A 16,081-nucleotide genomic window follows, 5' to 3' on the forward strand; every position below is an offset into this window, starting at 1 on the left:
CCCCTCGGGGGGCAGCGACCCGCGCCGCGGCGGAGCGTGGGGGTCAGAGCACCCGCTGGAACCACCAGAGGGACAGCCCGGCGGAAAGCAGCACCAGCACCGCCGCCGCCAACGCCAGCAGGCCCGAGACTTCGGTCTCTTTCTTCTCGACCGTCAGCCGGGTGCTCAGCGACTGGTAGACCTGCTTGAGGTTGTCGGCCGTGCCGGCGTAGAAGTACTCGCCCTTGGTCTCGCGCGCGACGCTCTTGAGGGTGTCCTCGTCCAGCCGCACCCGCATCGACCAGCCCTCGAAACCGATCACCTCGCCGTCGACCGTGCCGATGCCCACGGTGTAGACCCGCACGCCCCGGTCGGCCGCCATCTTCGCGGCCTCGGCGGTGTCGACACCGGTGGTGCGCTGCCCGTCGGTCAGCAGGATGATCGCGGCCGAGTTGTACGAGCCGGGCGGCACCGGCTCCAGCGGCTTCTTTTCGGTCTTGGGCTGGTCGATGGCGCGGCCCGGCGGCGCGAACGGATCGTTGTTGCCGCGGCCATAGGTGACGCTGGCCAGGTCGACCTGGCCCGGGAACAGCTCGGACAGGGCGACCACGATGGCGCTGCCGATCGCGGTGGCGCGCTGCATCTGGAACTTGTCGATCGCGGTGTTGAGGTCTTCGCGGCTGAGCGTGACCGGCTGCACCACCTGGGCCGACCCGGCGAAGGCCACGATGCCCACGCGCACATGGCGCGGCAGGTCCTTGAGGAAGGCCTTGGCCGCGTTCTGCGAAGCCACCAGCCGGTTGGGCAACACGTCGGTCGCGCGCATGCTGCCCGAGACGTCCATCGCCAGGATGATGGTCTGCTGGGTCGAGGGCAGCGTGATGGTGGCCACCGGGCGGGCCGCCGCCAGCAGCATCGCCGCAAACGCCAACAGCAGCAGCACGGGCGGCACATGGCGTCGCCAGGTCTGGGCCCGGCCCATCGCCTCGCGCACGATCGACAGGCTGGCGTAGCGCAGCGCCGTCTTGCGGCGCCGGCGCAGGATCCACCAGTACAGCAGCACCAGCACCGGCAGCGCCGCCAGCAGCCAGAGGAACTGCGGCCACAGGAAATTGACCGGCCATTGGTTCATGCAGCACCTCCGAGAACGGTGGCGGGGCGCAGGCCGGCGGGCAGTGCACGGCGCTGCACCCGGCGCTGGCGCAGCGCCACGAAGCGCAGGATCGCCTCCGCCAGGTCGTCGCCGGTCGACAACTCCAGCGTGTCCACCCCGGCCCGGCCCAGCGACTCCAGCAATTGCGCCTCGCGCTGCGCCGCGATGTGGGCGAAGCGCTGCCGGAAGCCCTTGTCGTGGGTGTCGACCAGCACCTGCTCGCCGGTCTCGGCGTCGCGGATGGTCAGCAGCCCCAAGTCGGGCAGCTCCAGTTCGAGCGGGTCCAGCAGCCGCACCGCGACCACGTCGTGGCGCCGCGCCAGTTCACCGAGCGGCTGCTCCCAGCCCGGCTCGCTGATGAAGTCGGAGACCACGAACACCGTGCTGCGCTGGCGCACCGTGTGGGCCGCGGCGCGCAGCAGGTCGGCCAGGCGCGTGGACCCGGCCTCGTTCGAGGGCTTGGCAGACGACGGGCCCTGCCCGATCAGCTGCAACAGTCGCAGGACCTGCAGCCGACCGCCGCGCGCCGGCAGCACCGCATCGACCGCGGCGCCGCCGCGCGAGCCATACAACATCGCGCCGATGCGGTTGCCGTGGCGGCTGATCAGCCGCGCGAGCACGCCCGCGAAGGACTGCAGCACCTCGCGCTTGCGGCGCTCACCGGAGCCGAAGTCCACCGAGGCGCTGAGGTCGAGCAGGAACCAGGCCGCCATCTCGCGGTCCTCGGTGAACACTCGCACATGGGGCTGCTGCAGCCGCGCGGTGACGTTCCAGTCGATGTGGCGCACGTCGTCGTGGTGCTGGTACTCGCGCAGGTCGGCCAGGTCCAGCCCGGTGCCGCGCATCAGCGTGCGGTGGTCGCCCTGCAGCAGGCCGTCGAGCCGTTTGATTACCGTCCATTCCAGCCGGCGCAGCAAGGCCTCAGTGCGGCCCTGGTCGCCCCCCGGTCGATCGGCGGGTGGCGGCGGCACCTTTCGTTTGAACAGGCTCAGCAGCATGGCGCGACCTCACAGATGCAGCCGTGCCCCTGCTCCGGAATGCCGCAGAACCGGCTTTGCCGGGCTGCAGGCATTGCCCCCTTGAGGGGGGATGCGGCTACGCGAAGCGAGCAAGCGACGGGGGTGGGCATTTTCAAGCCGCCTTGCGCTCGTGTTCCAGCGGCCGGGCCGGCGGAGGCACGGCCTTCATGATGCGCTGGACCAGGGCCTCGCTGGTCAGGCCTTCGGACAGCGCCTCGTAAGACAGCACCACGCGGTGGCGCAGCACGTCGGGCACCAGGTCCATCATGTCCTCTGGCAGCGCATAGCTGCGTCCGCGCAGCAGGGCCAGGGCGCGCGCGCCTTCGACCAGGCCGATGGTCGCGCGCGGGCTGGCACCGTAGGTGATGAGCCGGGCGGTGTCCTTCAGGCCATGCCTGTCGGGTGTGCGCGTGGCCGAGACCAGCTTGACCGCGTACTGCACCAGCGCAGGGTCGACATAGACCTCGCGGCACAGCGCCTGCAGCGCGGCCAGCTGCTCGGTCGTGGCGACCGCGTTGACCTGCACCGCCGGGCCGGTGACGCGTTCGACGATGACGTATTCCTCCTCGTCGGTCGGGTACTCGACCAGCACCTTCATCATGAAGCGGTCGACCTGCGCCTCGGGCAGCGGGTAGGTGCCTTCGGTCTCGATCGGGTTCTGCGTCGCCATCACGAGGAAGGGCTCGGGCACCTTGTGCGTCTCGCCCGCGATCGTGACCTGGCGTTCCTGCATCACCTCCAGCAGCGCGCTCTGCACCTTGGCCGGCGCGCGGTTGATCTCGTCGGCCAGCAGCAGGTTGGCGAACACCGGGCCGAGCGCGGTGGAGAAGTCGCCAGTCTTCTGGTTGTAGATGCGCGTGCCGACCAGGTCGGCCGGCACCAGGTCGGGCGTGAACTGGATGCGCTTGAAGCGCCCCTGCACCACGTTGGCCAGGGTCTTCACTGTCAGCGTCTTCGCCAGCCCTGGCACACCTTCCACCAGCAGATGCCCACCGGCCAGCAGCGCGACCATGACGCGCTCCAGAAAGCGGTCCTGCCCGACCACCACGCGCTTGACCTCGTACAGGATCTGTTCCATGAGACGGGCGGTGTCGGGGGTATCGGTGGAATTCATGGAATCTCCAGTCAAACAGTGCACGCAGGAACAAAGGGGGAGTTCATCTCAAAACGGGGGAAGGCCGGCAGCCGAGGCCGCGCTCTCGATCGGCACGGCAAAACCGATGCCCAGAAAGGTCCGGGCGCGCGTCGGGTTGAGGATGCCGGTGACCACACCGACCACCTCGCCGTCCATGGTGACCAGCGGGCCGCCGGAATTGCCCGGGTTGGCCGCGGCGTCGAACTGGATCAGGTTGGGAATCTCCTGCGCACCCTCGTGCGACTTGAACGAGCGGCCCAGGCCAGAGATCACGCCGGCCGAGGTCGAGGGACCGATGCCGAAGGGAAAGCCGATCGCGACCACCTCGTCGCCGGGCACCAGGTCGGCCGTGGTGCGCAGGGTGGCCGCGTGCAGGTCGTCGGGAATCGTCTGCGCCTGCAGCACCGCGAGGTCGTGCTGCGGCTGCAGGCCGGCGATGTGCGCCACCGACTCGCTGCCGTCGGCGAACACCACCAGGATCGACTGCGCAGCCTGCACCACGTGCAGATTGGTCAGGATCACGCCCTTGTCCTGGATCACGACGCCGGTGCCCACGCCCTGTTCGATGTCCGCGCCCTTCTTGTCCTTGCCGTAGGACACCACCCGCACCACCGCGGGCCGGATTTTTTCGGCGGCGCGCGCCGCGCGCGAAGGCAGGTTCTGCGTGGTGACGCTGCGCAGCACGGCGGCGTCGATGTCCTTCTGGGTCAGCACGCGGGGCGGATGCGCCGTCTGCTGCCACAGCACCCACAGCAGCGCGCCCAGCAGCAGGGCCATGCAGCCCCAGGTCAGGCGCGGATTCACCGCCGCCCGCGCCAGCCGCTGGCGCCAGCCGGGCTTTGGCAACACCTCCGGTGCGTCGGTCGCTGCGGCCTCGCCGGGCACAACCGTCTCCCCGGCCGCAGGGCCACCGCGCGGGGACTGGCTGTAGAGGACGGGACGGCGCATCGCGACTCCTCCGGCGCCCGGCGCGGGCGCGTTACACACATGATGCCGGTTTGCGGGCGCGGGCTCAAGCGCCCAGCAATTGCCTCAGCACATAGGGCAGGATTCCCCCCGCACGGAACTGGTGCACCTCGACCGGCGTGTCGATGCGCAACGTCAGGCTGCGTTCCAGCCGCGTGCCGTCCGCGCGGGTGACGATCAGGCGCGCCGGGCTCTGCGGCAGCAGGCCCGGGTCCGGAACCACATCCACCGTCTCGTCGCCCCGCAGGCCCAGCGACTCCCAGGAGTCGCCCGCTGCGAACTGCAGCGGCAACACCCCCATGCCGACCAGGTTGCTGCGGTGGATGCGCTCGAAGCTCTTCGCGACCACCGCCTTGATGCCCAGCAGCTGCGTGCCCTTGGCGGCCCAGTCGCGGCTGGAGCCGGTGCCGTATTCCTCACCGGCGAAGACCACCGTGGGCACGCCCGCGGCGCGGTAGCGCATGGCGGCGTCGTAGATGCTCATCTTCTGGCCCTGGCCGGTGCCGGCGTGCTGGTACAGCGTCCAGCCGCCCTCCTCGCGACCGCCGTCGGCCGCCGCCTCCAGCATCAGGTTGCGGATGCGCACGTTGGCAAAGGTGCCGCGCATCATCACCTCGTGGTGCCCGCGGCGGGCACCGTAGCTGTTGAAGTCGGCCTTGAGCACGCCACGACCGATCAGCCACTGCCCGGCCGGCGACGATTCGGCGATCGAGCCGGCGGGCGAGATGTGGTCGGTGGTGATCGAGTCACCGAACAGCGCCATGACACGCGCGCCGTGCACACCGGGCACCTGCTCGACCGGCGCCTGCAGCGCAAAGTCCTCGAAGAACGGCGGTTCGGCGATGTAGCTGCTGGCGGGCCAGCCATAGGTCAGGCCCTCCCCGCCCTGGATGCGCTCCCACAGCGCGCCCGGCTCGCTCTGGATGCGCTCGTAGTTCTCGCGGTAGGCCTTGCCGTGCATCGCGTACTTCATCAGCGCGTGGATCTCGTCGCTGCCCGGCCAGATGTCGCCCAGGTACACCGGCTTGCCGCCATGGCCCAGGCCGACCGGCTCGCTCATCAGGTCGCGCCGCACCGTGCCGGCGATCGCGTAGGCCACCACCAGCGGCGGGCTGGCCAGGAAGTTGGCCTTGAGGTTGGGGTGGATGCGCGCCTCGAAGTTGCGGTTGCCCGACAGCACGGCCGCACACACCAGCTGGTTTTGCGTGATGGCCTCGTTGATGTCGGGCCGCAGGTCGCCCGCATTGCCGATGCAGGTGGTGCAGCCATAGCCGGCCAGCGAGAAACCCAGCTTCTCCAGATAGGGCAGGAGCCCGGTGCGCGAGAGGTACTCGGTCACGATGCGCGAGCCGGGTGCGAGCGAGGTCTTGACGTGGGCCTTCACCGTCAGCCCGGCCTCGACCGCCTTCTTCGCCAGCAGCCCGGCCGCCAGCAGCACGCCCGGGTTGCTGGTGTTGGTGCAGCTGGTGATCGCCGCGATCAGCACGTCGCCGTCGCGCAGCTCGGTGCCGCGGCTGGTCTTGAAGGACCCCGCGAGGCGCTGGGCCGGCTGGTGGAAGCCGTTGTCGGCCTGCGGCAGGGCGAACAGGGTGTCGAACTGGGCCGCCACATGGCCGATCTCGATCCGGTCCTGCGGCCGCTTGGGGCCGGCCAGGCTGGGCGCCACGGTGCCCAGATCGAGCGACACCACCTGTGAGTACTGGATGTCGCCGGACGCCTGGGAGGCGCCCGGTGCGCCGGGCACGCCGAACAGGCCCTGGGCACGGAAGTAGGCCTCGAAGGCCTCGATCTCGGCAGCGCTGCGACCGGTGCCGCGGAAGTAGTCGATGGTCTTTTCATCGACCGGAAAGAAGCCCATGGTCGCGCCGTATTCGGGCGCCATGTTGGCGATGGTCGCCCGGTCGGGCAGCGCCAGCGAGGCCGTGCCCTCGCCGAAGAACTCGACGAACTTGCCCACCACCTTGTGCTTGCGCAGGATCTCGGTCACCGTCAGCACCAGGTCGGTCGCGGTGCAGCCCTCGCGCAGCCGGCCGGTCAGCTCGAAACCCACCACGTCGGGCGTGAGGAACGAGACCGGCTGGCCCAGCATCGCCGCTTCAGCTTCAATGCCGCCCACGCCCCAGCCGACCACCCCGATGCCGTTGATCATGGTCGTGTGGCTGTCGGTGCCGACCAGGGTGTCCGGGTAGTACAGACCGCCCTTGAGGTGCACTCCGCGCGCCAGGAATTCGAGGTTGACCTGGTGCACGATGCCGAAGCCCGGCGGCACCACGCCGAAGGTCTCGAAGGCCTGCATGCCCCACTTGAGGAACTGGTAGCGCTCCTTGTTGCGCTGGAACTCCAGCTTCATGTTGAGGTCCAGCGCGTTCTTCGTGCCGTAGTGGTCGACCATCACCGAGTGGTCGACGACCAGATCGACCGGCACCAGCGGCTCGATCTTCTTCGGGTCGTGGCCCAGGCGCTGGGCGGCGCTGCGCATCGCGGCCAGATCGGCCAGCAGCGGCACGCCGGTGAAGTCCTGCAGCACCACACGCGCCACCATGAACGGGATCTCGTCGGTGCGCGGGGCGTTGGGTTGCCAGTTGGCCAGCTGCGCCACGTGCTCGGCCAGCACCCGCTCGCCGTCGCAGTGCCGCAGCACGCTTTCGAGCACGATGCGCAAAGAGACCGGCAGGCGATGGACCGAGGGATAACGCCGCGCCAGTGCGGGCAGCGAATAGAAGCGACCGGAACGGCCCGAGGCGGTGCGGAAGGTCTTGACGGTGTCGGCGAAGGGATGGGTGAAGGCGTCGGCTCGGACCATGAATGGCTCCCCTGGCGAAGGCCAGCGAAGCCCATTCTGAGCGCTCAGCGCATGACCGTGCTGGGGGCGTGGTTACGAAAGGTCAGACCCCGGCGTGTTCACCAGCGCGAGGCGAGCACCGGCCGCCGCGGCGCATCGAGCCCCTGCACCGGGGCCACCGACACCGTGCAGCCCGGGCTGCGGTAGCAGATGGTGGCGCGCGCCAGCTGTTCCAGCCACTGGGCGTCGTCGGGCACGCTCCAGAGTTCGACCGTGTAGGCATCGCGGGCGTCCAGCGGGAAACGGGTGCCGCGCACCACCGCACCCTGACCCGGGGCCGGCTTCACCGGTTCGGCGTCGGCCACATCGTCGGGATCGGCCACGCAGACCAGGCGCACGCCCTCCTGCGACAGCCCGCACATCCAGTGCGTGTCCGCCAGGGCCGGCAGGCTGGCCGCCCCCAGGCCCAGACCAACCGCCAGAAATCGCAGAAACCGACGCATGAGACACCTCCAGATGCCTCCATGTCGGCCGCCCGGGCCCGAACTTGAAGGTCATCCGACGAAGCGTCGGCACCCGCGGCGCCCCTTGCGGGACAATCCACCCCCTGATGAAAGCCCCCGAACTGCTCCTGCCCGCCGGCTCGCTGCACCGCATGCGCGCCGCCTACAACTTCGGCGCCGACGCCGTCTACGCCGGCCAGCCGCGCTACAGCCTGCGCGCGCGCAACAACGAATTCCGCCTCGAACAGATCGCCGAAGGCATCGGCGAGGCGCACCAGCGCGGCAAGAAGTTCTTCGTCACCAGCAACCTGATCGCCCACAACGACAAGCTGCGCACCTACATCCGCGACCTGCAGCCGGTGGTCGAACTCAAGCCCGACGCGCTCATCATGGCCGACGCCGGCCTGATCATGCTGGTGCGCGAACAGATGGAAAAAGGCCTCTGGCCCGAGGTGCCGATCCACCTCTCGGTGCAGGCCAACACCACCAACAGCGCGGCGGTGAAGTTCTGGCAGAAACAGGGCGTGACCCGCATCATCCTGAGCCGCGAGCTGAGCCTGGACGAGGTGCAGGCGATCCGCAACGACTGCCCCGACATCGAGCTCGAAGTCTTCGTGCACGGCGCGCTGTGCATCGCCTATTCGGGCCGCTGCCTGCTCAGCGGCTACTTCAATCGCCGCGACCCCAACCAGGGCACCTGCACCAACGCCTGCCGCTGGGAGTACAAGACCCAGGCCGCGACCACCGACACCGACACCGGCGACGCCGCCCCGGTCGCCAAGCTCGACGGCTTCAACTTCGCGCAGGAAGACGAAGAAGCGGCCAGCGCCTTCTCCACCACCGGCAGTGGCCAGCGCCACCCCGAAGCCAACAAGGTCTGGCTGATCGAGGAAGCCGGCCGGCCCGGCGAGCTGATGCCCATCATGGAAGACGAGCACGGCACCTACATCATGAACAGCAAGGACCTGCGCGCCGTCGAGCACGTGGGCAAGCTGGCCGCCATGGGCATCGACTCGCTCAAGATCGAGGGCCGCACCAAGAGCCACTACTACGTGGCGCGCACCGCGCAGATCTACCGCCGCGCCATCGACGACGCCGTGGCCGGCAAGCCCTTCAACCCCGAGCTGCTGCTCGAACTCGAAGGCCTGTCCAATCGCGGCTACACCGGCGGCCTGATGGAGCGCCGCCCGGCGCAGGACTACCAGAACTACATCACCGGCCACAGCGAAAGCCACCGCAGCCAGTTCGTGGGCGAGGTGCTGCAGGTGCGCGCAGACGGCTGGGCCGAGGTCGAGACCAAGAACCGCTTTTCGGTTGGCGACCGGCTCGAAGTCATCCACCCCAGCGGCAACCGCGTGGTGCAGCTGGACGCGATGCAGAACCAGGACGGAGAGACCATCACCGTGGCGCAGGGCAGCCCCACCAAGGTCTGGGTGCCGCTGGCCGCGCCCAGCGAAGGCGCGCTGATCGCCCGCCTGCTCGCCTGAGCCGGCTGCTCCGGGTCAGTTCACCTGGCGCTTGTCCATCTTGCGGGCCAGCGTGCGGCGGTGCATGCCCAGGCGCCGCGCGGCTTCCGAGATGTTGAAGCCGGTCTCGGCCAGCACCTCGTGGATGCGTTCCCACTCCAGCGTCTTGATCGAGCTGGTGCGGTTGGTGATCTGCACGTCGGTGTTGCCTTCGGTCTGGCCGAAGGCGGCCTCGATGTCGTCGGTGTTCGACGGCTTGGCCAGGTAGTGGCAGGCGCCCAGCTTCACCGCCTCCACCGCGGTGGCGATGCTGGCGAAGCCGGTCAACACCACGATTCGCATCGCCTCGCTCGCCGCGTGCAGTGTCTGCACGCAGGCCAGTCCCGAGGCCTCGCCCTTGATCTTCAGGTCGACCACCGCGTAGTCCGGTGTGTTGGCGGCCAGCAGTGCCTCGACCTCGGGCAGGCTGGCGGCGAGCAGCACGCGGTAGCCGCGGCGCTCGAACGAACGGCTGAGCGTCCGGGCGAACGCCTCGTCGTCTTCCACCAGCAGCAGCAATCGTTGTTCAGTGTCCATGGTCATTCGCGGATGCGTCCGGCAGGGCGATGGTCGCCAGCGGCAGGCGGATGGTCACCTCGGCACCGCCCTCGGGCCGGTTGCCGGCCGCCACGCTGCCACCCAGGGTCCGCGCCACATTGAACACCAGGAACAGCCCCAGCCCGGCGCCGGGACGGTTTTTGGTCGAGTGGTACGGGGAGCCCAGGCGGCGCAGAAAGTCGGGTGCAAACCCCGGCCCGCGGTCGGTGACCACCAGGCACAGGTCGTCGCCTTCGTGCGTGACCCCCATCCGGACCCAGTCCGGTGACGCCTCCCGCGCATTGTCCAGCACATTGAACACCATCTGCTGCAGCGTGGTGTCGGCCACCATCGGCACGTCGGCCCCGAAGTCGTTGTCGCAGAGGAAGGTTTCGATCGAACGCGTGGCGCGCCAGTCCTGCGCCAGCGCGTCGACAAAGGCCCGCACCGTGGTCTGCGCCGACTCCTCGCTGCGCGCCTCGCCGGCCGAGAGCAGGATGCCGCTGACGATGCTCTTGCAGCGCCGCACCTGGGTCTGCATCTCCTGGATGTCTTCCATCAGCAGCGGGTCGGCGGCCAGGCGCTGGTCGTGGATCCAGTCGCCCAGGATCACCGCCAGCGTCGACAGCGGTGTGCCCAGTTCGTGCGCGGCGCCCGAGGCCAGCAGGCCCATGCGCACGATGTGTTCCTCTTCCGCGCGGCGGCGGCGCGCCGCGGCCAGCCGGGAATCGCGCTCGCGCAGGTTGCGCTGGATGCGGGTGATGAACACGCTCACCAGCGCGGCGTTCAGCAGGAAACACACCAGCAGGCCGAAGGCGTAGAGGCTGGAGAAACCGCCCTGCGGCTCGTGCACCAGCGGCAGCGGCAGGTGGTGCTGCGCGAGCAGGCCGAAGCACAGGGCGGTGATGATCACCATCGACCAGATGTAGGCGCCGCGCAGCAGCACCGCGCCCAGCGTCACCTGCAGCAGGTAGAGGAACACGAAGGGGTTGGTGATGCCGCCGCTCAGGTACAGCTGCACCGTCAGGACCCCCACGTCCACCAGCAGGGCCACGAACACCTCAGGATGGCGCACCTCGGGCGGCAGCCGCAGGCGCAGCAGGCTCACCACGTTGAACAGCACCAGGCAGGCGACCGAGATCAGCAGCTCGTCGTAGGGCAGCGAGAGGCCGAGGGCGTAGTGCGCCGCCTCCAGCGTGGCGATCTGCCCGATCACCGCGATCCAGCGCAGCTGCACCAGCTGCTGCAGGTTCTTCAGTCCGGCCGCGGCATCGGCCGACAGGGCGGTGTCTGCGGCGGGCAAGCGGAGTGGTTCGGCGCGGGGAGGTGTCATGGGCAGGCGGCGGGAAGGTGCCGCTCAGGCAGCCCGGCGGCGCTCCAAGCGTGCCACAGTCCAGGCCGCCCCCACCACCATCAGGGCCAGGGTGTACCAGGTGATGGCGTAGACCAGGTGGCTGTTGGCGAACCGGATCACCGTCAGGCCCGGTTGCGGACCGTCGGCAACAACCGCGCTGCGCCCCGGCAGCCCGGCGTCGACGAAGAAAGGCGCCGCCCGCGACAGCTCCCGCGCCTGGCCCATGGCGACCACGTCGCGCGAGTACCAGCGCTGCTGCGCGGGATCGTTGGTGCGCAGGAAACCGCCGCCGGGTTCGTTCAGTCTCAGCAGGCCTTCGATGCGCTGCGGTGCATCCGCATCCGCATTTGCGCCCGCGCCAACGCGAACCCAGCGCTCGCGCTGCGCCTCGGGCACGAAGCCCCGGTTGACCCAGACCTGGGTGCCGTCGCCGCGCTGCAGCGGGGTCATGACCCAGAAGCCGTTGCCCAGTTCGGTCACGGCCTGCACCAGCACGGTGGCCGGGGCGAGCCAGCGGCCTTCCAGCATCACCGGCAGGTACTCGTGTCCGGCGGCGGTCACGCGGCCCCACTCACCGGGCGGCGGCAGCGCCACCGGCGCCGCATGCACGCGCTGCTCCACCCGCTCGATCAGGGCCAGCTTCCAGGCCCGGCGCTGCACCTGCCAGGTGCCCAGCACCAGGAAACCGCAGAACAGCAGCAGGCCGAGGACGGCCAGCGTCCAGCGGCGCAGCACCGTCCGCCGGGTGGCCGCGGGCGCGGTGGTCATGCGCCGCTCAGGAGCCCGGGCCGGTCAACGCGGCCGGCGGCAGCTTGGGATGCTCCGGCATCATGTGGGCATTCATCTGGAGCATCACCCACAGGGTGCCGGCGATGGCGATCGCCACGAAGACCACGGTGAAGATGGTCGACAGCAGGGTCCAGCCGCCTTCAACCTTGCCGTTCATGTGCAGGAAGCAGACCATGTGGACCAGGATCTGCACCACCGCGAAGGCGCCGAGCACCAGCACCGCCGTGTTGCGGTCAGTGATCACCTTGGCCATCACCAGCCAGAACGGGATCGCGGTCAGCACGATGGAGAGCACGAAACCGACCATGTAGCCGGAGAAGCTGCTGTGCGGACCGACGTCGCCATGGTGGCCGTGGCCGTCGTGGTGCGCGTCGTGAGTCATGTCGTGTGCGCTCATCACAGCACCCCCATCAGATACACAAAGGTGAAGACGCCGATCCAGACGACGTCCAGGAAGTGCCAGAACATCGACAGGCACATCAGGCGGCGCTTGTTCTCGTGGATCAGGCCGTGCTGGCCGATCTGCACCATCAGCACCACCATCCAGATCAGGCCGAAGGTCACGTGCAGGCCGTGCGTGCCGACCAGGGTGAAGAAGGCCGACAGGAAGGCGCTGCGCTGCGGGCCGGCGCCTTCGTGGATCAGGTGGTTGAACTCATAGAGTTCCAGGCCCAGGAAGCACAGGCCGAACAGGCCGGTGACGGCCAGCCACAGCAGCGTGCCTCTGACGTCGTCCATCTGCTTGCGCAGCATGGCGAAACCGAAGGTGATCGAAGACAGCAGCAGGAAGGCGGTGTTGATCGCCACCAGCTTGAGGTCGAACAGCTCGCCGCCGTTGGGGCCGGCGGCGTAGCTGCGGCCGAGCACGCCGTAGGTCGCGAACAGCGCGGCGAAGATGAGGCAGTCGCTCATCAGGTAGAGCCAGAAACCCAGCGAGGTGCCGTTTTCCGGGTGCGGGTCGTGCGCGAGGTGGTAGTCGCGCGCGGTCAGGGTGGCGCCCGCGGCGCCGGCTTGGAGTCGGGTGTCAGACATGGCTTGCAAGCAGTTGGGTGCGGGCGTTTTCCGTGGCCGTCACTTGGCCGGCCGGGATGTGGAAGTCGCGCTTGTAGTTGAAGGTGTGGACGATGGCGGCGATCACCACGGCGGCGAACGACAGGCCGGCCAGCAGCCACATGTGCCAGATCAGCGCAAAGCCCATCACCAGCGAGAAGACCGAGATCACCACGCCGGCGCCGGTGTTGGCGGGCATGTGAATCGGCTGGAAGCCGGTCAGCGGGCGGCGGTAGCCGTGCTGCTTCATGTCCCACCAGGCGTCGATCTCGTGCACCACCGGGGTGAAGGCGAAGTTGTAGTCGGGCGGGGGCGACGAGGTGGCCCACTCCAGCGTGCGGCCGTTCCACGGATCGCCGGTCACGTCGCGCAGCTGCTCGCGCTTGAGGAAGCTCACGCCGATCTGGATCAGGAAGCAGGCGATGCCCAGCGCGATCAGGAAGGCACCGAAGGCGGCGACCTGGAACCAGATCTGCAGCGAGGTGTCTTCGAAGTGGTTGGCGCGGCGGGTCACGCCCATCAGGCCCAGCACGTACAGCGGCATGAAGGCGACGTAGAAGCCCACCACCCACAGCCAGAAGGAGCGCACGCCCCAGGTGCGGTCGAGCTTGAAGCCGAAGGCCTTGGGGAACCAGTAGTTCATGCCGGCGAACAGGCCGAACAGCACGCCGCCGATGATCACGTTGTGGAAGTGCGCGATCAGGAACAGGCTGTTGTGCAGCACGAAGTCGGCCGGGGGCACGGCCAGCAGCACGCCGGTCATGCCGCCGATGGCGAAGGTCACCATGAAGGCCACGGTCCACATCATGGGCAGCTCGAAGCGGATGCGGCCCTTGTACATGGTGAACAGCCAGTTGAAGATCTTCGCGCCGGTCGGGATCGAGATGATCATGGTCGTGATGCCGAAGAAGGCGTTCACGCTCGCGCCCGAGCCCATGGTGAAGAAGTGGTGCAGCCAGACGATGTACGACAGGATGGTGATCACAACCGTGGCGTAGACCATGGAGGTGTAGCCGAACAGGCGCTTGCCGCAGTAGGTGGCGACCACTTCAGAGAAGATGCCGAAGCAGGGCAGGATCAGGATGTAGACCTCGGGGTGGCCCCAGATCCAGATCAGGTTCACGTACAGCATGGCGTTGCCGCCCATGTCGTTGGTGAAGAAGTGGGTGCCGGCGTAGCGGTCCAGCGTCATCAGCACCAGGGCGGCGGTCAGCACCGGGAACGAGGCCACGATCAGGGCGTTGGTGCACAGCGAGGTCCAGGTGAAGACGGGCATCTTCATCAGGCTCATGCCGGGCGCGCGCATCTTGATGATGGTCACGATCAGGTTGATGCCCGAGAGCGTGGTGCCCACGCCCGCGATCTGCAGCGACCAGATGTAGTAGTCCAGCCCCACCCCCGGGTTCTGCGCCCCCAGGTTGGACAGCGCCAGCCAGCCCGAGGTGGAGAACTCGCCCAGGAACAGCGACATCATCACCAGCACGGCGCCGGCGGTGGTCATCCAGAAGCTGAAGTTGTTCAGGAACGGGAAGGCCACGTCGCGCGCGCCGATCTGCAGCGGCACCAGGTAGTTCATCAGGCCCGTGACCAGCGGCATCGCGACGAAGAAGATCATGATCACGCCGTGGGCGGTGAAGACCTGGTCGTAGTGGTGCGGCGGCAGGTAGCCGGTCGCGTCGCCGAAGGCCATGGCCTGCTGCAGGCGCATCATGACCGCGTCGGCGAAGCCGCGCAGCAGCATCACCAGACCCAGGATCATGTACATGATCCCGATCTTCTTGTGGTCGATGCTGCTGAACCAGTCGCGCCAGAGCATGCCCCAGAGCTTGAACTTGGTGATCAGCGCCAGCGTGGCCAGGCCGCCGAGCACGACGGCGATGAAGGTCCACAGCACGATGGGCTCGTGCACCATGGGAATGGAGTCCCAGGTGAGCCGGCCCAGGGCCCAGTGAGCCTCGGAGGGAGAAACAGAAGACATGGTGTTCAGTCAGGCAAGGACCGGACGCCGCCGCAGCGGCAGCGCCCGGTCAGGGTTTCATTGGCGGGACGTGGCGTAGCGGGCGGCGCGGGTGCTCATCTCGGCGACCACCTTGATCGACTCTTCGGCGGTGCAGATGTCCTGCGGCAGGTTCAGGCCCTGGGCCTTGAGGTAGGACTCGCCCCCCTGGGCATCGACGGCCATCATGTGGTGCAGGCACATCTTTCCGTCTTCGACGCAGCGGTTGAGCACCTTGTCGTAGAGGCCCGGCTCGACCGTGGCGAAGCGCTGCACCGGGTCGCGTTCGCTCGGATTCACCAGCTTGACGTAAGCGCTGCGGTCCAGCGTCTTCGCTTCGGCCTTGGCCTTGTCGACCCACTGGGCGAAGTCGCCGTCGCTCAGGCCCAGGAACTTGAAGGTCATGCCCGAGAAACCGGCGCCGCTGTAGTGGGCGGACTTGCCCTGGTACACGCCGGCCTTGTTGATGACGGCGTTGAGCTCGGTCTGCATGCCGGGCATGGTGTAGATCATGCCGGCCAGGTCGGGCACGTAGAACGCGTTCATGGTCGTGCTCGACGTCAGCTTGAACACGATCGGGCGGTCCACCGGCGCGGCCAGTTCGTTGACCGTCGCGATGCCCTGCTCCGGGTAGAAGAACAGCCACTTCCAGTCCAGCGCCACCACCTGCACCTCCAGCGGTTTGACGTCCTGGGCCAGCGCCTTGGACGCCGAAATGCGGTCCAGCGGCCGGTAGGGGTCCAGCTTGTGGGTGCCGATCCAGGTGATCGCGCCCAGCGCAATGATGATCAGCAGCGGCCCGCTCCAGATCACCAGCTCCAGCACGGTCGAGTGGTGCCAGTCGGGGGCGTAGTCGGCCTCGGTGTTGGCGGTGTTCGACGCGCGGTACTTCCAGGCAAACCAGAGCGTGAGCGTGATCACCGGCACGATGATCACCAGCATCAGCAGCGTGGCCTGGACCACCAGTTGGCCCTGCCGGGCGGCGATGTCGCCGGCGGGGTTCAGGACGACGGCTTTGCTGCAGCCCGTCAGGAGGGCCACCGCGGCGGCGGCCGCCAGCCAGAGGCTTCCCCGGAACGGGAACGAAGAAAACAGACGAGGCATGGGGCGGGAAGCTTTCTTGGTGGGTAAACGCGAATGACAAAAATCAATGCGCACGCGAATTTACCGACCTCCACGCTTTTGTCGATTGGACATTTTGTCCAATGTCAAGGCGGACTTGCCCTGTATTGCGGTAACGCACGCTGGGAAAACCCCAGATTGCCGACCGGGTGGCCGGGGTGTAGAAGGATGTTGGCGACACGCCACACGAC

14 protein-coding genes are annotated in these 16,081 nt (G+C 68.3%); 1 reads left to right on the plus strand and 13 read right to left on the minus strand.

What is annotated here, in order from left to right; genetic code table 11:
* Positions 1 to 43: 43 nt before the first annotated feature.
* From ACS5NL_RS07475 to ACS5NL_RS07500, 6 genes are all read right to left on the minus strand, one after another.
* On the minus strand, positions 44 to 1,111 hold the full coding sequence (locus tag ACS5NL_RS07475; RefSeq protein WP_439353049.1) for a VWA domain-containing protein: 1,068 nt from the start codon (positions 1,109 to 1,111) through the stop codon (positions 44 to 46).
* A complete protein-coding gene (locus ACS5NL_RS07480; RefSeq protein ID WP_439353051.1) occupies positions 1,108 to 2,130 on the minus strand; it encodes a DUF58 domain-containing protein in 1,023 nt (340 codons plus the stop codon). Before ACS5NL_RS07480 ends, ACS5NL_RS07475 begins: the two co-directional genes overlap by 4 nt.
* A 133-nt stretch (positions 2,131 to 2,263) precedes the next feature.
* Complete coding sequence (locus ACS5NL_RS07485) at positions 2,264 to 3,265, minus strand: AAA family ATPase (RefSeq protein WP_439353053.1); 1,002 nt, start codon at positions 3,263 to 3,265, stop codon at positions 2,264 to 2,266.
* A gap of 48 nt (positions 3,266 to 3,313) precedes the next feature.
* Positions 3,314 to 4,234: a S1C family serine protease gene (locus ACS5NL_RS07490; protein ID WP_439353054.1), complete on the minus strand. Its 921-nt coding sequence runs from the start codon at positions 4,232 to 4,234 to the stop codon at positions 3,314 to 3,316.
* Between the two features lie 64 nt (positions 4,235 to 4,298).
* Positions 4,299 to 7,055: an aconitate hydratase AcnA gene (gene acnA, locus ACS5NL_RS07495; RefSeq protein ID WP_439353056.1), complete on the minus strand. Its 2,757-nt coding sequence runs from the start codon at positions 7,053 to 7,055 to the stop codon at positions 4,299 to 4,301.
* Between the two features lie 98 nt (positions 7,056 to 7,153).
* A complete protein-coding gene (locus ACS5NL_RS07500) occupies positions 7,154 to 7,537 on the minus strand; it encodes a hypothetical protein (protein WP_439353058.1) in 384 nt (127 codons plus the stop codon).
* Positions 7,538 to 7,644: 107 nt separating this feature from the next.
* On the opposite strand from ACS5NL_RS07500, the gene trhP reads away from it, so the two are divergent.
* Positions 7,645 to 9,024, plus strand: a complete 1,380-nt coding sequence (trhP, locus tag ACS5NL_RS07505; RefSeq protein WP_439353060.1) for a prephenate-dependent tRNA uridine(34) hydroxylase TrhP — start codon at positions 7,645 to 7,647, stop codon at positions 9,022 to 9,024.
* A 15-nt stretch (positions 9,025 to 9,039) separates the two neighbouring features.
* Here trhP and ACS5NL_RS07510 read toward each other — a convergent pair whose 3' ends face one another.
* From ACS5NL_RS07510 to cyoA, 7 genes are read right to left on the minus strand one after another with little or no spacing between them, the layout of a single operon-like run.
* Entirely contained in the window at positions 9,040 to 9,579 is a 540-nt protein-coding gene (locus ACS5NL_RS07510; protein ID WP_439353061.1) for a response regulator transcription factor, read from the minus strand.
* On the minus strand, positions 9,569 to 10,912 hold the full coding sequence (locus tag ACS5NL_RS07515; RefSeq protein WP_439353063.1) for an ATP-binding protein: 1,344 nt from the start codon (positions 10,910 to 10,912) through the stop codon (positions 9,569 to 9,571). Before ACS5NL_RS07515 ends, ACS5NL_RS07510 begins: the two co-directional genes overlap by 11 nt.
* 24 nt (positions 10,913 to 10,936) lie before the next feature.
* On the minus strand, positions 10,937 to 11,701 hold the full coding sequence (locus ACS5NL_RS07520) for an SURF1 family protein (protein WP_439353065.1): 765 nt from the start codon (positions 11,699 to 11,701) through the stop codon (positions 10,937 to 10,939).
* 7 nt (positions 11,702 to 11,708) lie between these two features.
* Entirely contained in the window at positions 11,709 to 12,119 is a 411-nt protein-coding gene (gene cyoD, locus ACS5NL_RS07525) for a cytochrome o ubiquinol oxidase subunit IV (RefSeq protein WP_439353067.1), read from the minus strand.
* Positions 12,119 to 12,754, minus strand: a complete 636-nt coding sequence (cyoC, locus tag ACS5NL_RS07530) for a cytochrome o ubiquinol oxidase subunit III (RefSeq protein WP_439353068.1) — start codon at positions 12,752 to 12,754, stop codon at positions 12,119 to 12,121. The genes cyoD and cyoC overlap by 1 nt, the downstream gene beginning before the upstream one ends.
* Positions 12,747 to 14,750 carry a cytochrome o ubiquinol oxidase subunit I gene (gene cyoB, locus ACS5NL_RS07535; protein ID WP_439353070.1) on the minus strand — a complete coding sequence of 668 codons (2,004 nt, stop codon included), beginning with the start codon at positions 14,748 to 14,750 and terminating at the stop codon, positions 12,747 to 12,749. The genes cyoC and cyoB overlap by 8 nt, the downstream gene beginning before the upstream one ends.
* Before the next feature lie 57 nt (positions 14,751 to 14,807).
* Positions 14,808 to 15,872, minus strand: a complete 1,065-nt coding sequence (cyoA, locus tag ACS5NL_RS07540; protein ID WP_439353072.1) for a ubiquinol oxidase subunit II — start codon at positions 15,870 to 15,872, stop codon at positions 14,808 to 14,810.
* Positions 15,873 to 16,081: the final 209 nt, after the last annotated feature.

It is taken from the genome of Hydrogenophaga sedimenti (assembly GCF_051857515.1).
Taxonomy (GTDB): Bacteria; Pseudomonadota; Gammaproteobacteria; order Burkholderiales; family Burkholderiaceae_C; genus Hydrogenophaga.